This window comes from Gimesia aquarii (assembly GCF_007748195.1).
Taxonomy (GTDB): Bacteria; Planctomycetota; Planctomycetia; order Planctomycetales; family Planctomycetaceae; genus Gimesia; species Gimesia aquarii.
In genome coordinates this window covers 5,535,526-5,554,875 of record NZ_CP037920.1, presented here as the reverse complement: position 1 = coordinate 5,554,875, position 19,350 = coordinate 5,535,526, and the positions used below count along the sequence as shown (strand labels likewise).

12 protein-coding genes and 1 tRNA gene are annotated in these 19,350 nt (G+C 44.9%); 8 read left to right on the top strand and 5 right to left on the bottom strand.

Annotated features, from left to right (window positions below; translation table 11 throughout):
- Window positions 1-20 precede the first annotated feature (20 nt).
- The 3 genes from V144x_RS21195 to V144x_RS21185 form a co-directional block, all read right to left on the bottom strand.
- Window positions 21-1,649, bottom strand: a complete 1,629-nt coding sequence (locus tag V144x_RS21195; RefSeq protein WP_144987896.1) for a LamG-like jellyroll fold domain-containing protein — start codon at window positions 1,647-1,649, stop codon at window positions 21-23.
- Window positions 1,649-2,179 (bottom strand): sigma-70 family RNA polymerase sigma factor, encoded by a 531-nt coding sequence (locus V144x_RS21190; RefSeq protein WP_144987894.1) that lies wholly within the window; start codon window positions 2,177-2,179, stop codon window positions 1,649-1,651. The genes V144x_RS21195 and V144x_RS21190 overlap by 1 nt, the downstream gene beginning before the upstream one ends.
- 355 nt (window positions 2,180-2,534) lie before the next feature.
- Window positions 2,535-4,154, bottom strand: a complete 1,620-nt coding sequence (locus tag V144x_RS21185; RefSeq protein ID WP_144987892.1) for an amidase — start codon at window positions 4,152-4,154, stop codon at window positions 2,535-2,537.
- Window positions 4,155-4,387: 233 nt separating this feature from the next.
- On the opposite strand from V144x_RS21185, the gene V144x_RS21180 reads away from it, so the two are divergent.
- The gene (locus V144x_RS21180; RefSeq protein ID WP_144987890.1) at window positions 4,388-4,828 is read left to right on the top strand and encodes a GNAT family N-acetyltransferase; all 441 of its coding nucleotides are present in this window, start codon (window positions 4,388-4,390) and stop codon (window positions 4,826-4,828) included.
- 104 nt (window positions 4,829-4,932) lie between these two features.
- A complete protein-coding gene (locus V144x_RS21175; RefSeq protein ID WP_144987888.1) occupies window positions 4,933-5,349 on the top strand; it encodes an arsenate reductase ArsC in 417 nt (138 codons plus the stop codon).
- 14 nt (window positions 5,350-5,363) lie between these two features.
- Here the strand turns inward: V144x_RS21175 and V144x_RS21170 are convergent, their stop codons facing one another.
- Both V144x_RS21170 and V144x_RS21165 read right to left on the bottom strand, forming a co-directional pair.
- The gene (locus V144x_RS21170; protein ID WP_144987886.1) at window positions 5,364-6,785 is read right to left on the bottom strand and encodes a DUF1501 domain-containing protein; all 1,422 of its coding nucleotides are present in this window, start codon (window positions 6,783-6,785) and stop codon (window positions 5,364-5,366) included.
- A 7-nt stretch (window positions 6,786-6,792) separates the two neighbouring features.
- On the bottom strand, window positions 6,793-9,549 hold the full coding sequence (locus V144x_RS21165; RefSeq protein ID WP_197998563.1) for a PSD1 and planctomycete cytochrome C domain-containing protein: 2,757 nt from the start codon (window positions 9,547-9,549) through the stop codon (window positions 6,793-6,795).
- 345 nt (window positions 9,550-9,894) lie between these two features.
- Here V144x_RS21165 and V144x_RS21160 point away from each other — a divergent pair, with 345 nt between their 5' ends.
- From V144x_RS21160 to V144x_RS21135, 6 genes are all read left to right on the top strand, one after another.
- Window positions 9,895-10,722 (top strand): 3-keto-disaccharide hydrolase, encoded by an 828-nt coding sequence (locus tag V144x_RS21160; RefSeq protein WP_232102597.1) that lies wholly within the window; start codon window positions 9,895-9,897, stop codon window positions 10,720-10,722.
- Between the two features lie 112 nt (window positions 10,723-10,834).
- Window positions 10,835-14,356 carry a PVC-type heme-binding CxxCH protein gene (locus V144x_RS21155; RefSeq protein ID WP_144987882.1) on the top strand — a complete coding sequence of 1,174 codons (3,522 nt, stop codon included), beginning with the start codon at window positions 10,835-10,837 and terminating at the stop codon, window positions 14,354-14,356.
- A gap of 67 nt (window positions 14,357-14,423) precedes the next feature.
- Complete coding sequence (locus V144x_RS21150) at window positions 14,424-16,496, top strand: CehA/McbA family metallohydrolase (RefSeq protein WP_144987880.1); 2,073 nt, start codon at window positions 14,424-14,426, stop codon at window positions 16,494-16,496.
- Between the two features lie 248 nt (window positions 16,497-16,744).
- A tRNA-Ile gene (locus V144x_RS21145) sits at window positions 16,745-16,818 on the top strand.
- 273 nt (window positions 16,819-17,091) lie between these two features.
- Window positions 17,092-18,261, top strand: a complete 1,170-nt coding sequence (locus V144x_RS21140; RefSeq protein ID WP_232102596.1) for a GNAT family N-acetyltransferase — start codon at window positions 17,092-17,094, stop codon at window positions 18,259-18,261.
- An 81-nt stretch (window positions 18,262-18,342) separates the two neighbouring features.
- Window positions 18,343-19,077, top strand: a complete 735-nt coding sequence (locus tag V144x_RS21135) for a hypothetical protein (RefSeq protein ID WP_144987876.1) — start codon at window positions 18,343-18,345, stop codon at window positions 19,075-19,077.
- Window positions 19,078-19,350 lie beyond the last annotated feature (273 nt).

Here is a 19,350-nt window from a genome sequence, read left to right as displayed (position 1 = left end):
TCGAGAACCGTTCTCGAGGTTTATCGATTTGTTTGCTGTGAGTGATGAGTCAGATATCTATCTGGAATTCCATTGATAAAGCGAACGTCTGAAATCTCACCTCCCCAATGTCGAGAAATATCGGTAAGTGTCGATCCCCCAATGACAAGTATGCCTCCCGCTACCAGCGGGTGTATATCTTCAATCTCTGACAGGGTTTGTTGCATATCGGGCACTGATGCAAACTCAGGAGTTCGTGTCAAGGTAACGATGCTGTCATTGGGGATAGGGGTATTAGAGTCGTAGGTAAATACGATGTGGTACCATCGGTCTTTTTGCCACTTCGTATGTTTTTCTGTTTGGTGTCCTACGTATTTGCCTTTGGTATTCAAAAAACCAAAGCCAAGTTTGCCGGTGCGGTCTAGTGAATCCGCTGCATAAAGATTAAATTGTGATGTAGAATGTTCTGCTGTATTGCGATAATGAAACAAAATATCGGAGTCAGCTTGTTGGTCGCTATTCGGGTTGCGTGCCCACAGCTCGATTGTGAATCGGCTCATGTCGAAGAGGCGTGCTTCATTTTGAGAGAGTGTACGAAATAGTTTGCGGGACTGAGAATCGAAAGGACCGGCTGATGTTAAAGCATTGTTCGGTGCTGGTTTTCCAGTAAATGGTGATTTCCCATTCTCAGCGATAATTTGCAGTTCCAATTGATTTCCGGAGTAATCTTTTGCAATGGGGGAATTTTCTGTTTCCGTTAATTTCCAGTGTCCTATCAGTGCTGGTGATTCAACTTTGAGATTTTGAACAAAAAATTCCGGTATGGTTTCGATTTTGGTAATCTCATGCGAATCGGGATGAATTCGTATTGCATCTCTCTCAAACAGGTTTTTTGTAACTGTTGTTTCTCGTTTTGAATTCAGTAGATTAAATTCGACGAGTCCTTTGAGAACATGTACTTCGGTTTCTTGTGATGGATTAATTATTAACCCAAATTTGGTTCCCAGATCAACGATCCTTGATGTGGGCGTATCAATTGTCAGACCTTCCGCCTGAGGAGGGACATTTGCGAATAAGTTACCTTGATCGAGTTGGAACTGGCTCACATTGATCGGAATTAGATGAGAATTTCCTTTGAGTATTACACGTGCTCCCAGTGCCGTTTCTAATTCTATGAGACCGCCACTCAGATAAAGCTCGTCTCTGGCATGAAGAAGCTCATCGGTCTTCCATTTACGTTTTCCTTTTTCCCATACAGCTTTTTGTGTGTTTGTGATACGTGCCAGAAAGGACGGCGTGTTGTTTTGCCAGAATTGGAAATAAAGCAGAGAGATAGAAACGACTAAGACAACTAAGAATGCTGAAAGAGCAAATAGCGTCTTTTTACCAAAGGTCCGCTTAGGAGACGCATGAAGGTATAACGGCAGAGTTCTTAACTCACCGGATGGTAGCGGGTCGTAATTCGTTGATCGCCCGAGAGGGCCGGGGTCAACAATTCCCTCCCATTCCAGATTCGCACACATGCCAGCATATTGAATAAAGAAATCACTTGCTTGATCACTGTTCAGGACCAGCCGCTCCAAACGAGCTGCGTCTTTGTGAGAAAGATCTCCGTACTGGTATTCCCAACATAGCTGCATCAACTCTTCTTGTTCTTCGGGAGTCAGCATTAGAAAAAATCTCCTGATTGAAGTTGTTTCTGAATGCAACTGAAAAGCAGGTCATGTGCCCTGCGGAGTGTTTTGTAGATTGCATTGGGGGAGCGATTTAGCGATCGCGCGACCGATTTAGTGCTCGCCTCTGGTTCATAAATTTTTTCTAACACTTCTTTTTGACGCGCTGAAAGCAATTCGTAACAGACTGAAAGAGCCGCCTGCTGCCGATCAAGTTCGTCGACTGTTACCATTGCCCGCTCTGCGACTCGATTAAAGAATTCATTGCTGAAGATATTTCGTTCGAGGTTTTGTCTGCGGCGGTAATTGAGCACCTCGTATCGAACAATTTGACAGCTCCAGGCCCAGAAATTAGACCCTGTTTCGAAGAGTTCAAACTTCGACCAGAGAACAGTACATGTATTCTGATAGACTTCTTCCGCATCGGTCCTGTTATCTACCAAGGATCGAATAAATCGGTAGATTCGCTGACTATGCCGGGAGAACAACATAATAAATTCAGTAGTTCGGTCAGTAACAACCGCCATTATTTAACCTTAATAAAGCGCTTCGACTTAGGGGCTCTGGAATCAGCCCTTTACTGAATACAGCATGAGCTTGGGTATTTGAGCCGTGGAAAAATTGCAAAATGGTAGAATTCTGGAAATTATTTGATAGGTAAGATTTATACTTAATGAATTTTGAAAATAAACTTAATTAGCATGAGGGAAAGTGTGTGATATGTAGGTGAAAACCATAAGTGGAGTGAAGTCATTTACATTATCTGATTGTCACTTAATTCTTTAATTTATGGGTCTAATTCTCGTGTATAAGAGGACACAATGCAATTTTAACTAACCCATTTAAAAACGGCATTAGATTAACTGTGAAGGGAGGGCGTATTCACGTAAGTTGGGGATGTTTTAAATGCCAGGACGTAGCTGTCTGATAGGCATGTGCGACCGAAAGAATGTTATCGTCGGTGAACAGGTTACCAATCAGCGTGATACATCGAGGCTGTTTATCAAATTGGTAAGGGAAAACGACGGCAGGATGACCCGTAAGGTTAGTTAAGCCTATATCGCCCAAATGAGAAATATAAAGGTCGATGTTTTCAAAATAATCCGCCATCTTTTGCATGAGTGCAAAGCGGTGTCGTTGAGCATTGAGATAGTCAAGTGCTGTGATGTTACGTGCCGGTCGAAAATTCTTCACTCGTACTTTACGAACCATTTGCTCGTCCAGATTCTGACTAATAAAATCGTCGAATGCCGTTGCTGATTCGACAGTCAGAATGTCTTTTACTTCGCGATCGCTGGGGGGCGCAGGAACTGGGATTGGTTTTGCTCCCAGACGGCGCAATGTTTCCAGAAACGCTTCATCGATGCCTTCACGATAACCAATTCTCAAAGCAGCCAGATCAGGCGTACGTTGGAAATGGAACGGCGCAGTTAGTGTTGACGGATCTTTTTCATCGGCTCCATGAATGCTGTTAAAAACGAGCGCACAATCTTCAATTGTGCGGCACATAGGACCAACCTTGTCCATCGTCCAACTGAGTGTCATACATCCATGTCGGCTGACACGACCAAAGGTGGGGCGTAGTGCACTAATGCCGCAACGTTTCGAAGGAGAGACAATTGATCCCCGTGTTTCCGTGCCAATCGCAAAGGCGACGCAGCCCGCCGCTGTTGCTGATCCGGGACCAGCAGATGAACCACTCGATCCCTCTTCAGTATTCCATGGGTTACGTGTGCGGCCTCGATACCACTGATCCCCTTGCGCGAAGGTGCCCGTTGATAACTTGGCAATAAGAATCGCACCTGCTTTTCGTAATCGGGTTACTATTTCTGCATCTTCATCAATCATCCGATTTTCAAACGGCTTGGCACCCCAGGTGGTTCTCGCATCACGTGTGGAAAAGAGATCTTTGACTCCCCAGGGAATACCATGCAATGGTCCGCGGTACTGACCGGCGGCAATGTCCTGCTCCGCCTGTTTTGCTTCCCGTATAGCAGATTTTTCCATGAGGGTGACAGCGCAAAGAAGCTGGGGGTCGAGTTGTCTGATGCGTTCAAGATAAATTTCGGTCAGCTTGACTGGCGACAATTGACGAGATTGAATCAAAGCAGCCAATCGGTGAACAGGCAGGAATGCAATCTCTTCATCTGACTCTGGTACAGATCCTTTCCATGGTTCAACTTTGATCTCTTCTTTATGAGAAAAGTTATTTTTTTTGTTATGAGAGAGGCGTTCAAGATATGCAGCAGAGCCGTAGGGAGAGGCTTGAAACTGTATCGCCGGTGCCATTGAGTTAGGGAGCAAATTTTGCGACTCGTTCGAAGGTTGCGTTTTCGTCTGCTGGTTCGCGAGAGAGGTTGTGGGCGCACAAGCTGTCATGGCGGCAGTTATGCTTAAGAATTGTCGACGGTTGAAGAAGCCGTTTGCTTCCGAAAATTGTGCGTTGTCAGCATTATTTGAATGATGATCAGTTAGGTCTGTCTGGTCTAAGTTTCTGGTCATAGTTCTTTCTCCGACTTTGATGTCGGAATTCCATTTTGGCTTAACGAAGTGAAATCGATTTATTAAAATCCAAAAGTGTATAAATCAAGCTGGAATTTCTGTTTCAGGCGACGCTGTATCTGTCGCAATTTCAAACTCTACTTTATGTTAACAGTCTTCTCCCTCTTGTGTCTAACATATCAACCAGTTCCAGAAATTTTCCTGTTTTCAACCAAATTGGAAATGAGGACACAATGCAATTTGAACGAATTCCTTATCAGTCAGATTGGTACCGTGAGGCATGTCAGCTTCGGAATGAGCTATTACGTAAACCGCTTGGGTTAGATTTACTTCAGGAAGGTTTGTCAGAAGAATCAGAATATTTTCATTATGGGATGATTGTTGATAATAAAGTGATTGCTTGCGCGTTGGCAATTCCTGTCTCTGAAAACAAAGCAAAAGTTCGTCAGATGACGGTAGCTTCCGAATATCAAAAGCAGGGAATCGGAAAGTTGCTGTTACAGAAGATCGAACTTGATCTGAAAGAGCGTGAAATTGAGATGGTCGAATTAGATGCACGAAGTTCTGTTGTCGAATTTTACAAGAAGCTGGGTTATGTTGCGGAAGGTGAAGAATTTCTGTCTGTTTCTATTCCTCATTTGCATATGGTAAAATCGCTGGTTGACAATCTGTAGCCAAGGCTGGTTTCGCATTGCAAAATGATTTAATATGACAACTGAAATTTACTTAATACCAAATACTTATTACCAAATATGAACAGGTTGGCTTGGGAAATAGCATGAAAAACGTGTTGATTTTATGTACTGGAAACTCTTGTCGTTCGCAGATGGCAGAAGCATTATGGCGCGAACTGGGTCAGGGAGAATGGGAATCTTATTCAGCGGGGTCATTGCCCTCTGGCTATGTGCATCCCATGGCGATCGAAGTCATGCAGGAACTCGATCAGGACTTATCGCAAAATCGTAGCAAACACGTCGATGAATATTTGAATGAAACTTTTGATCTCGTGGTAACCGTCTGCGATAGTGCGAAAGAAAGCTGTCCGACTTTAGCGGGGGCACAACGTATCGAACATTGGCCCTTTTATGATCCTGCGGATGCAGAAGGTTCCGATACAGAAAAACTAACGGTCTTTCGAGATGTCCGTGATCAGATTCGAGAGAAAATTCAGGACTTCCTCAAGGCTGAATCTTAAAAAATTGTGACTTTTTAACCCAGCAATTCTTTAATCACAGCACCGCCCGTCTGACTTAGAACTTTGAATCGACCTTCGTGGAAATAGGTTAATTGATTGTCATCCAACCCCATGATGTGTTCCAGAGTGACATGCAGGTTTCTGATGGGATTGACAACTTCAACGGCGTGATCGCCAATTTCATCAGTGGCTCCGATGCGGTGACCTGATTTCACACCTCCGCCTGCCATCCACATCGCCATGCCTTTCGCGTTATGATCGCGTCCCGCGGCCTGTCTGCCACTCCGCATACCGTTGTCCGGTGAGCGTCCGAATTCGCCCGTCCAGACGACCAACGTTTCATCCAGAAGCCCGCGTGACTTCAGATCTTTCAAAAGTGCGGCGATCGGTTGGTCCACGGCCTGCATACGTGCTTTATGCGATCGATCCAGGTAATCGTGAGAATCCCAGCCCGCCGCATAAATCTGAACGAAACGAACTCCTTCTTCGACGAGTTTTCTCGCTAACAGGCAGCGGCGGCCAAAACTATCTGTTTCTGTTTTTCCGAGACCATACATTTCCTGTGTTTGCTTAGTTTCCTTGTCGAGATTGATGATATCGGGAACCTGAGTCTGCATGCGGAACGCAAGTTCGTAAGATTCCATGCGCGCCGCGAGTACTTCTTCATGCGGATTACGTTTCATGTCTGCTTGATTCAACGCTGCAAGCAAGTCCAGGTTCTTACGTTGGGTCTCTCGTGTGACGTGGGCGGGTGGGTTCAAATCAAGAATCGGAGAACCTTTCGAACGCAGTGCCGTTCCCTGAAAGTAAGCTGGCAGGAATCCGTTCGACCAGTTAGCAGAACCTCCCTGAGGGTAAGCCACTTCAGGTAGCACAATAAAGGCTGGTAGATTTTGATTTTCTGTTCCCAAACCATAAGTCATCCAGGAACCTACGGCCGGATCACCGCCAAAGCGATTTCCTGTATTCATGTGATAACAGGCGGTGGGGTGGTTAATAGACTCTGCCTGTAATCCATGGTAGACACACAGTTCATCAGCCATTTCTGACAGATGAGAGAAGTGGTCGCAGAGTGAAATACCGGACTGGCCTGCTTGGCGATGCTTGAACGGGCTTTTGATGTAATACCGTTTACCAGATGCCATCGCTGAAACTTGAGCATCTTTTCGTACAAACTCTTTGAGGTGGAGTTTCTCAAGCGCGGGTTTGGGGTCAAATGTGTCAAGATGACTGGGACCACCTTCCATAAACAGAAAAATGCAAGCTTTGGCCCGTGGTTTGAAATGCGGGTCGCGTGGAGCCAATGGTTGATCCAGAACCAAATTTTTAGGCTTTGGCTTTGATTTCTCTTCTGCCTGCAACATCGCATTAAACGCTACTGTGCCCAGGCTGGCACCCATGCCATAAAGAAAATCGCGTCTGTGTAATCGGTGCATAGGATTCTTATCGCAAATAAATAAATTCGTTGGAATTCATCAAAACCAGGCAAAGCTCTGCCAGAGCGCGGGTTTCTGCATCCACGTTCCAAGGTTTCAAATCTTGTACATAATTGTCGGTTAAATCCAGTTTCTCGGTCCAGGCGAACGATTCCCCGGTTAGCTCTTCGATCATTTCCCGTTTCACATTACGAGGAAGATCCACTTTTTCTGGAGGGTGTGCCTGGTGATAGTCTTTCATTTCTTTAACATGCTTGAGAGCTAATTGGCTTTCTTTAGTATCAGGAGTTCTCAAGACAAGTTGTTGAAAGACCTGATTGATTGCTTCCGTGTCAGATTTCGTTTCCTGATTGATTTTCTTTGCAAGCGCGATGGCGCGGTCGTGTGTGAACTGTCCATTGAAAAGCGCAAATGCCTGTGGAGTGACTGTTGTTTCATCTCGACGTTCGCAGGAAGATTCACTGCCTGGACGATTGAAAACTTCCAGCATCGGATCTGAAAGTGTGCGATACCGAAACGCATACAAAGTTCGACGATTGCGCTGTTTGGGAAGTGGCATGGGCTGATACGCGGGAGCGACCGATCCCATGATGTGTCGCGGTTGCAATGCGACTTCCCAATTGATTTCAGGAAAGACGCCGGGACCTCCCATCTCTGAATTCATTTCACCTGTAATAGACAGGAGCGAATCGCGGATCTGTTCAGCCGTCATTCTCCGAGTGGGGAAATGAGAGAGTAATCGATTGTTCGGGTCTTGAGTTTTGACCATTTCTTGATCGACCGGATGGCTACTTTGCTGATAAGCGTTTGATGTCATGATGAGATGATGCAGTTTTTTGATGGACCAACCATGATCCATGAACCAGGTGGCGAGCCAGTCCAGGAGTTCTGGGTGCGAGGGTTTCTCTCCCTTTTGTCCGAAATTATTAGGAGTGGCAACCAGACCGGTACCAAAATGCGTTTGCCAGATACGATTCACTATAACGCGTGCGGTAAGAGTATTATTGGAACTGGCGACCCAGCGTGCAAATGCCAGCCGTCGCCCTTCTGATGATTGGGGGATCGTGTTCCAGGCAGTGGGTTCCTGGCTATTGTTGGAACCGGCAACCGCACTGAGAACTCCCGGCGTTACCTTTTGGGTGGGAGCAGTAATGGCACCACCCGCCAGGATAAAGATTTGCTGTGCTTCTCCCTGCTGTTTCTTAAAGTCAGGTAAGAGATTAACGGCTTGTGTCGAGCGGTAATTATTTGGTGGTCCATTATAAACACTAAACGCATAAGACTTGTAACGTTTGAGTTCTCTTTCAAAATAAGAGATACGTTTATTGTTGATTTTGACCAGGCTTTTTTCGAGTTCGGTCAAACCAAACCATCGCACTGGAGGTCTTTTGTCTGCCGGAACTTCTTTCAGGTTCTTGTAGCCGTTTTCTTTTAACCATTTCGAAATTGCTTTTTTTGATTTTTGTGTAAATTGATTTTGAGCTTCGCGTGTTTCTTTGATTAATTTTTCAGTGCGGACTTTCATATTTTTGAAGCCCGAAATATTTTCATAAGACTGATAGGGAACTTTTCGATCTGCAAATTGAACCGGGGCAAAGACCGCTTGTATTCGGTAATAGTCACGGGTAGGCACAGGGTCGAATTTGTGATCGTGACACTTGGCACAACGGAAGCTATGGGCCAGGAATGTGACTCCGACACTCTGGGTGACATCGTCGAGGAACAACTGCCGCGTGACAGCGGCGACGCTCATGCCAGTATGTTCCCAGGGGCCGCTTCGTAAAAAACCAACGGCGATTAACATTTCCGGGTCTTGAGGATCAAGTTCGTCTCCTGCGAGTTGTTCGGTAATAAAACGGTCATATGGTTTGTCTGCATTGAAACTGCGAACCAGATAATCTCGATAACGCCAGGCATTGGGCCGCTCATAGTCATTTGCAAAACCACTGGTGTCGGCATAGCGTACGACGTCAATCCACATTTGTGCCATCTGCTCGCCATAATGAGGACTCTTCAGCAATCGCTTGATCAAATTTGACCACGCTTCTTTATTGTTTGATCGCTTTTGAAATTCATCGATTTCTTTTAAGGTTGGTGGTAATCCCGTTAGATCATAGGTAGCACGACGTATGAGTGTTTTGCGTTCTGCCGGTTGAGAAGGGATGAGCTTCTTCTGTTTGAGTTTTTGCTGAATGAATGCATCAATGGGGTGACGCTTGCTTGCTTGTTTAGTAGAAAGTGCCTGCCAGGGAACAGACGGTCGTTGTATCGGCTGGTAGGCCCAGACGTCTTCCGGTTGGTAAGTTCGCGCCGTCCAGGTAGGACTTTGACCTCCTGACGTAGACATTACCATTTGCGAAACGCTGTTAGCAGGCTTTGAAGTGCTAGAGGGTAACTCCCGATCTGTCCAGATCGCACCATCGCTGATCCATTGTTTCAAATCCGCGATTTGTTCTACATTCAACCGATTTCGTTCTTGAGGAGGCATCTGAATTGAATCGTCATTCCAAGTGACTGCATTCCAGAAAGGGCTCTCTTCTGGTTTTCCGACAACAATGGCCGCTTCACCGGATTCACCACCTTTGATCAATGCTTCACGTGTAAGCATTGTATATTCACCTTTAATGTCATCAGGAGTCTTTCCATGACAGCCTAAACACTTTTGTTCTAAAAGAGGTCGTATCTTTTGCAGATAGAATTTTTCTTGCGGACTGAGTTTTGAGTCTGCTGCATCTGCTGGAGAGGGAGTGAGTTGAATCATCATCGTTATGCATAAAGTGATGCAAAAAAAACGCTTTATTGCGGACAATGAAAAGAGAATGCACATGGAAGGAGTTCCTGAATTACAGGTCTATCGAGTGGAAAGCAGACTTAGATGAATTTGTTTGCGGTCTTACTAAGATAATGGAGCGAGGACCAAAAATCAATTTGATTTCAGCTCTCAGGGCTCTCTAACGTGTACTAAATAGACGCTGATTATTCTCTTAACAAAGTTGTGTAATTGGGTGGGAACTTGGCTGTGGTTCCTGTACGATAATCGTAAGCAAGTTTTAAAGCAGAAATAAAAGATTTTTTGCGTTTTCATATCGATTTTGAAAGAAGGTAAACCATGAGACATTGGTCTAAAAAATTATTGTTGAGTGTATGCATAGTTACAGTTTTACCACTACTGGGTGGGACAGATGTGTTTGGACAATCAGAAAGAAAACGTAGCGGTAGTACCAAAATCGTTGGTACAGTTGTGGTTTCATCACCGGAGGATGCACTCCATCCTGGTTATACTTCATTGTTCAATGGAAAAGACTTGACTGGCTGGGTGATTCCGGAAGGGGATAATGGTCACTGGAAAGTCGTTGATGGAGTGATTGATTACGATGCACAAAGTGAAGCCAAAGAGGATAAGAATCTCTGGACAGAAAAAGAGTATGGCGATTTCATAATGAGCGTCGAATGGCGAATCAAAAAGACGACAGGTTTGTATAAGGTTCCAATCGTTCTTGCTGATGGCTCAGATCTCAAAGATGCTAATGGTAAGACAATTACTGTTGAATTACCGAATGCCGACTCCGGTATTTATTTACGCGGCACATCGCAAGCACAAGTAAATATCTGGTGTTGGCCCGTAGGTTCCGGTGAAGTCTATTCCTATCGTCGTAATCAAAAAGTATCTCCGGAAGTACGAGCTGGTGTGACTCCGAAAGTGAATGCCGACAAACCCGTTGGGGAATGGAATAAGTTTATTATCATTATGGTGAAAGATCGACTAACCGTAATTTTGAACGGCAAAATGGTGCTTGAAAATGCACAACTGCCTGACGTGCCCGAGAAAGGTCCTATCGCTTTTCAACATCATGGTGGAAAGCGAAAAGATGGAACGTTCAGCCCTGCCAGTAGCCTGATGCAGTTCCGAAATGTTTATATCAAGGAACTTGATTAACTCGAATTGATTCCTCTTGTTTGGTTCTTTACGATTGAATCCGCCTGCTGCTTCCGATTAAATGGATATAGCAGGCGGTTTTTTATGTATATGGTTTTGAGGTGAAGCAACAATGAAGTGTAGTGCTCCCAATATCATTTTTCTGAGAACATTATTCTTAGTGTTTTTGGTTTGCTGGATTACTTCACCCTGCAAGCTTTCTGCGCAAAAAACGAATGATCCTTTTCGGGCGTTCATTCGTCCTACAGCTCCGCTTTCCCCACAGGAAGAATTAAAGACATTTATACTACCAGATGGATTTGAAATTCAATTAGTCGCGGCCGAGCCCGAAATTCAAAAACCATTAAATATGGCCTTCGACATTAAAGGTCGCCTTTGGGTTACAGAATCGTCTGAATACCCCTATCCCGTGCGACAGGGGGAAAGAGGCAAAGATGCCATCAAAATTCTGGAAGATACCAATGGTGATGGACGTGCTGACAAAATCAAGACTTTTGTTGAAGGACTGAATATCCCAATAGGCTTGTATCCCTACAGGAATGGTGTGATCGCATTCAGCATTCCAGCTATTACGTTCTATGAAGATACCGACGGAGATGACAAGGCAGACAAAGCTACAAAGCTCTATGGTCCGATGGGGTTTGAACGTGATACACATGGCATGAATAATTCCTTTCGGCGTGGTTTTGATGGTTGGCTGTATGCCAATCACGGCTTTAATAATCAGACCCGTGTCAGTGGTAGCGATGGCCATACGATTGAAATGCATTCAGGAAATACCTATCGCATGCGGCTTGATGGTTCGCGCATTGAACATTTTACGCATGGGCAGGTGAATCCCTTTGGTTCGACGTTCGACGAAAAGGGAAACCTGTTCACAGCGGATTGCCACTCCAAACCCATTTATCAGTTGCTGCGAGGTGGATACTACCCGAGTTTTGGAAAGCCTCATGATGGATTAGGTTTTGTTAAACCAATGATGGACCATCTGCATGGTTCCACTGCGATTGCTGGAGTAGAGATTATTTCAGGAGATCAATTTCCCCAGGAATATCAAGGAAATTTCTTCAGTGGTAACGTCATGACCAGCCGCGTAAATCGGAACTCACCTGTCTATTATGGCTCGACCATTGTTGCCAAAGAAGAGCCCGATTTTCTTTCGACGACTGACTCCTGGTTTCGCCCCGTTGATATCAGGTTGGGACCAGATGGTGCGCTCTACATTGCTGACTTTTACAATAAAATCATTGGTCACTATGAGGTTCCGCTGAATCATCCGGGGCGGGATCGTTATCGCGGACGCATTTGGAGAGTCGTTCGCAAAGACAAAGATCATACACGCACCGATTTTTCAAAACTAAGCATCAACCAGCTAATCACTTTACTCGGTTCTAAGAATTTGACAACGCGTTTTCTCGTGACAGATTTTCTCTCCGATCAACAGGGACTTGATGCAGTCGAACCTTTGCGGAAAGCGGTTGTTGGTACAAAAGAGCCTACGGTTATTGTGCATTCGCTATGGGTGTTATTTCGATTGAGGGCGCTGACCAATGATTTAATTGATCAGGACAACTCGAGTTCTTCGGATTTAGTTCGCATACATGTTGCGAAAATCCTCGCGGAACAAAAATCGTGGAGTTCACAGCACCGTTCGCAAATCATTCAGGCTCTTCAGGATGACAATGCGTTTGTGAAACGAGCCGCAGCTGATGCGATTGGCTTACACCCACAAGTGGAAAATATTCAACCTTTGTTTGCGTTACTCAAAAAAGTTCCTGCTGAGGACCATCATCTGGACTATGTCGTGCGTCGTGCTCTGATGTTACAGATTCGTGACCCACGGGTATTAAGCAAACTGGAATGGTCGACGTTGAATCCTGAGCAGCAGAATGAACTGGCTCAACTTTCGCTGGCAGTACCGACCGAAGAGGCGGCGTTATACTTAATCAAATATCTGCAGACGGAGCGTGTTGATCAACGGGCATTGCCAGATTATTTCAGGCATGTCGTACGTTATTTACCTGCAGAAAAAATGTCACAGATTATTCGTTTGGCCCGCACTAAATTAGCCAGTAATACTGATTTGCAAGTGGAGATCATCAAAGCAGTGCTGCAGGGATACCAGCAGAAGGGGCTGACCTTTGATCCCACTCTTCAAGATTGGGCTCTTGATTTGACTAACAAATTGATGATGAGTGTGCAAGATGAGCCGCTTCAATGGATGAACTTTCAGTTGAACGAGGGGAGTCCTGCAAATATTTGGTCCCTACAGCACAGAGCTTCTGCTGATGGAAACTCCTCAGCACCTTTTTTTAATAGCTTACCTGCTGGTGAAAAATCAACGGGGCGCCTGGTTTCTCAAAAATTTGTGATCCCCTCTAAGTTGGAGTTTTATATTGCCGGCCATGTCGGATTGCCAAAGAAACCAGACAATCGACTGAATTTCGTGCAACTAAGAAGGTCAGAAGATCATCGTATTATCAAACATGTCTCTGCCCCGAGAAATGATGTGGCGCAAAAAGTCAGTTGGGATTTAACAGAGATCGCTGGTGAACAGGGCTATCTTGAAATTGTAGACAGTGATAACGGTAAGGCATACGCCTGGTTGGCCGTTGGAAGATTTCAGCCGGCTGTTGTTGCTATTCCCCAAAAAAGCCTGCAACAACAAATTAATCGCATCTCGGCGGCGGCGTTGCTCGTGCAGCAATTCAAGATTCGTTCCGCGCGCGATGTGCTTGCAGCAATGTTGTCTCGAGAACACTTGAATGCGCAGCTTAAGAACCAATTGGCAACTGCTTTAATTTCCGTCGATGGTACTGAGGAATTTCAACCTTTGTTTCCTTTGCCAGCCAGTCAGTTCCCACAAACTGATTCATTTCAGAAAGAGATTATTCAAGCAGTAATCGATCAGAAAAAAGATCAACTTGATCATCTCTTTCAACAAGCTTTTAAAAGCTATCCGTTTCGTTTACAAACACAAGTAGCAGAAGAGTTATCTAAACAACCTGCGGGTATGGAACGACTGATTGGCTTCGCGGAAAAAGGTGTTGTTTCACCTCGGTTATTGATGCAACCGACAATCAGCAATCAGATTCAACAATCTGCCAGTCAAAATCTGAAAACACGTTTGCAAAAATTGGTTAGCGGATTACCTCCTCATGAAGAAAAAACTCAGCAAAATATCGCCGAGCATCTAAAGTCGCATGCAACTTTTAAACTATCAGTGAATAATGGACAGGCTGTCTTCGAGAAAAACTGTGCCGCCTGTCATCAACTGGCTGGAAAAGGAGCAGTGGTAGGACCTCAGTTGGATGGCATTGGCAATCGGGGGTTGGAACGGTTGTTAGAGGACATTCTTGATCCAAATCGTTCAGTCGATATCAATTTCAGAACGACGACGATCATCACTGAAGCGGGCCGTGTTTTTTCTGGTTTGAAGCGACGAGAAGAGGGAGCACTTCTCGTTTTAGTGGATAACAAGGGTAAGGAATTTCAGATTCCCAAGAGCGAAATCGAGGAACAAAAGCAATCAACCTTATCGTTGATGCCTGCGAATATTCTGGAAATCTTGTCACCGCAACAATTACATGATCTCTTGGCTTATCTTTTACAAAGTACAAGAAAGAAACCATGAGCCTTTTTTGACTGACCTATATATAGTGAAATCGTATGAATATTTTTTATGAAAGTTACTGTGATCTATGAAACAAGGATTTTTCTTCAGTCTCATTTTCTGCCTGACAATAACAGGAACCATATTCGCGGACGAGGCGCTGGTCATTACTCCAGAGATGTATCACTTGCGGATTTCCGGAGAACGTGAGTGGTCTGCTTTTCCTGAAATGCCCCAGGCTGATGAGTTATTGCTTTCATTTCAGGCGAAGTCGAATTCTACTGAATCGACACTCCTGTTGAGGCAGGTAGATGTGAAGCTAAGCTGGAATGTGGAGTTGAACAAAAAGGTTCTGGGAAAATTGAGCCGTGATGGGAATGACCTTCAATTTTGGTTTTCGGTTCCACCTGGTGTGCTCAAAAACGGTAAGAACCAATTACGAATCTTTCAAGTAGGCAAGCCAACCCCCGATGACATTTATGTTGGTGAGATTTCACTTTTTCCTGAACCTGTTCAACAAGCTTTAGCAGCATCTCAGTTATCCATTGAAGTCGTTGATGGACATTCAGGTGATTTGATTCCAGCTAGAATTACGATTGTGAATTCAGAAGGCACTCTGGTTGCTACGACAGCCAAGTCGAATCAGAAGCAGGCTGTCAGAAGCGGTGTGATCTATGTGAGTGAAGGAAAGACAGAATTCAGCTTACCAGCAGGGCAATATACGATTTATGCGGGGCGGGGCTTTGAGTATGGAATCGATCGTCGGCAAGTCACACTCAAGGCGGGGGAAAATCAAAGGCTCCGTTTCAAGATTCGTCGAGAAGTCGATACCACAGGATATGTGAGCTCTGACACACACGTCCACACGTTGACCCATTCAGGGCATGGAGACTGTTCCATAGAAGAACGAATGATAACATTGGCGGGCGAGCAAATCGAGTTCCCGATTGCGACGGACCACAATAAGCAAATCAACTATGAACCGTTGGCGCAAAAGTTAAACGTTCGAAAGTATTTTACACCTGTCATTGGAAATGAAGTAACAACGCGCATCGGCCACTTTAATATTTTCCCTGCACAGGAATCGGCTCCAGTTCCCGATTATAAATTGAAAGACTGGACGGCGATATTTAATAGTATCTTTGAGAAGCCACTTGTGAAAGTGGCGATTTTAAATCACGCACGCGATCTCCATTCCAATTATCGTCCCTTCGGACAAAAGCATCATCTGAGTCAAACGGGAGAGAATCTGGATGGATGGAAATTACGTGCGAACGCAATGGAAATTATTAATTCAGGAGCTACACAAACCGACGTGATGCAACTGTATCATGACTGGTTTGGAGCACTGAACCGTGGTTTGTTTTTAACACCAGTCGGATGTAGTGACTCTCACGATGTCACTCGCTATATCGTGGGGCAGGCAAGAACCTATATCGAAGCCAAAGATCATGACCCATCGAAGATAGAGACTGGTAAAACCATTCAAAACTTCGTTGAAGGCAAAATATTGCTGTCTTATGGACTCTTTACTCAAATCAAAGTGAATTCACAGTATGGTCCTGGCGAACTGGTCGCTTCATCTTCGGATTTAGAAGTGGCGATTACAGTTTCTGGACCGAGTTGGGTATCGGCCGATGAGGTCAGCCTATATGCAAACGGACAATTGATCCGTAGAGAGGAAATCAAATCCAAAACAGAAGGGGGAGTGAAATGGCAGGAAACTTGGAAACTCAAGCGGTTTCCTCACGACTGCCATCTCGTAGCGATTGCGACAGGCCCCGGTGTGACAGCCCCGTATTGGCCCCTTGCCAAACCCTACCAACCTGATTCTCCCGATTTTGAGCCGGTCGTTGTTGGTTCCACAGGCGCTGTGTGGATTGATGCGGACGGCGATGGTCAAAAAACGCCCGCCTATGAGTACGCAGATCAACTGGTCAATCAGCATGCGACCGACCTCAGTGAATTATTGAAAAGTCTGGAAGACTATGATTTGGCTGTCACCATGCAGGCGGCCAGTCTGTTACGGTCGCGTGGGGTTGCACCATATGATTCCAAGCTGAATCATTTATTACAAGATTCACCGCGTCAGGTTCAAAATGGATTCAACATCTATAAAAAAGCGTGGCGAGCCAGTCAGATTACCCGTCAAGAAAATTAGATTTCCACAGATCAAAATCATGAGTGTGATACGATCCTGTTTCCTTCATTAAGTGTCACACTTGAAAAAGCGACTAAAAATTGACGGAAAGTTAGGCTGGATCTTGGCTTTCGAGTCTCAATGCTTTGACAGCAATGCAGGTCTCCAGTAAGCTATCAGCCTTCAATGTCAGCCATATTGAAAGGCAGAGTTTGATATCAATCTCCTTTGTATATCGAACATGATAAACAATGATCAGAAAACAACTTGGGGCCGTAGCTCAATCGGTTAGAGCAGCAAACTCATAATTTGTTGGTTGCAGGTTCGAGTCCTGCCGGCCCTATTTTTGTTTTTACTTCTTTAAGAGCAACTGGCCAGGATCGCGATAACCAGCGCAATCCATTCTATCGGAATCATTTCGAGCGAGAAACACATCGCTTTCGGTGTTTTTCACGACTTCACACTGTGCACAAACTAAGTTTGTAGCACTAAGTTGTGGCAGCTGCCGACCATCAGAAAGCTATATCGAAATAGCTTTGTCACTTCTGATGCGCGCTTTGGTTACTTATTGCGTTATTGAAATTGAAACAGAGAACATTGATGCCAGGGGGCTATCTTGAGTGTAATTGAGTTGAATGAGATCGAGGGCTTAAAGGCTTACCACGCCGACTGGAATCGGTTGTTGGCAGCTACCCCGGGAGGAAATTTTTTCCAGTCTCTCGATTGGTTACAGGTTTACTGGCAGCATTTTGGTGAAAAACAGTATTTGCGAGTACTCGTCATCCATGATGACGATGAAGTCACAGGTATTATCCCTTTATGTATTCAGCGTCTGAAAACGAAATTCGGGTCGTGTCGCATATTGACTTACCCGTTTGATGACTGGGGGAGTTTTTATGGGCCTATCTCTGCCAATCCTGAGGCAACTCTGACGGCAGCGCTGAATTTCATTCAGCAATCTCAGCGAGACTGGGACCTCATCGATTTGCGCTGTGTGGACTTCGATGGGTTTGACGACGGCGCTACAGAAAGATCACTAGAAGCAGCGAATCTTTCGTTTAAAAAGACTTCATGGAATCAAACAGCTTATGTCGATCTCAATCAAAATTGGGATGACTATCTAGCTGGCCGATCGGGAAAAGCGCGTCAGACCTATCTTCGTTCTGAAAGAAGAGTGGAAAAAGAAGGAGAGATTGAATTCATGCGGTATCGGCCGCGTGGTGAAAATTTTGGCGAGAGCGATCCACGTTGGGACCTGTATGAGGTCTGTGAAGAGATTGCGCGTAAAAGTTGGCAAGGGGATTCAACGACAGGAACGACCTTGTCACATGAGAATGTAGCTCAATACTTTCGAGATACGCATGAGAGTGCTACTCGATTTGGAGCGGCCGATTTAAACCTACTATACGTTTCAGGACAACCTGCTGCCTTCAATTATAACTATGTGTTTCAGGGATTAGTTTTTTCGCTACGGATGGGGTTTGATCCAAGCGTTTCCAATAAAGGACTGGGGCGTTTACTGATGGGACGAATGCTTCGCAACAGTATGGAACGGGGAGATCGAATTTATGATATCGGCCCCGGTTCTCTGGATGCCAAGAAATACTGGTACACATCGGTAGAGAACAGTTACCGCTATGTGCATTATTCCTCCGTCTCAAAAATAGCGAAGGTCCTACAGATTAGTAACCGGATTGCAAACTGGTATCGCGACAGGTTTGCAAATGATGTCGTATCTCAACCGCAAATCTCTTCCGATTTTGAACATCCAACATCTCAGCATTGAGATGATTATCAAGAATAATCAAATCAGCTTATCATTAATGCAGAATTTGTATCGTATATAGTCATAACTCAAGGTTTCATCATGAATTCACAGTCTGCTCAAATTCATTTACAAATTCCTCGTCCTGCAACAGTCACACGCACGTTATTGGTTACTATCGGTGTACTGCTCAGCTTGAGTCTCTGCTCACAGTTAGTTAAATATGGCACAGGGCATGATCAGGTGTTTGGAATTGTTCCACTACTTTACGTTGACTATGAAGCCAACTTACCAACCTGGTATTCGTCTATGGCTTTGTTAGTGGCTTCTTTTGTGTTGTGCCTCATTGCATTAAGTAAACGATTTCAAGGGGATCGATATACGTTCCACTGGTTTTTCCTGTCGGGTTTGTTCTTTCTTCTCTCGATAGATGAGGTCGCTACGATTCACGAATGCGCAATCGAACCTATGCGCAGGCTGATTGATGCACGGGGAGTACTACATTATGCCTGGGTGATTCCTGGAGGCATCTTCGTCTTGATCGTGGGCGCCATGATGTTGCGCTTTCTAATTGCGCTTCCGTCGCGAACCCGTAATTTGTTTCTCACAGCTGGGGCCGTGTTTGTTGGAGGAGCGATCGGCGTTGAAATGATCAGCGCTTACCATGCGTATTCACATGGCGAAAAAAACTTACTCTACGCTCTGATTATTACTTTCGAAGAAGCGATGGAGATGCTGGGAGTGATTATCTTTATTCATGCCAGTCTGGAGTATCTTTGTGAGAGCGTGAAAAGTTTTCAAATTGATATGCCGAAGAAAAGTGAAGCTTCGACTTAAGCCTTGGAATTGGAGGTGACCTCCGTTGTGTTATTTATCAGCTCTACCAGCCAAGTGAGAACGATCTCAATCCAGCTGCTACAACACACTTTCTAGTCGAGCACACTCTATTTTAGCTTCGGCAATCCTCCTGGAATTTCAGGTTTGTTTCCTGGCGCAAGTCTTTTTTAAATCGACGTTTGGGATTTTGATCAAGAGAATGACGCTTAGTGTTTATACGGACATATAAACGAAGTTCTATGCTTGATTGTTCTCTGGCGGTCATTTACGATA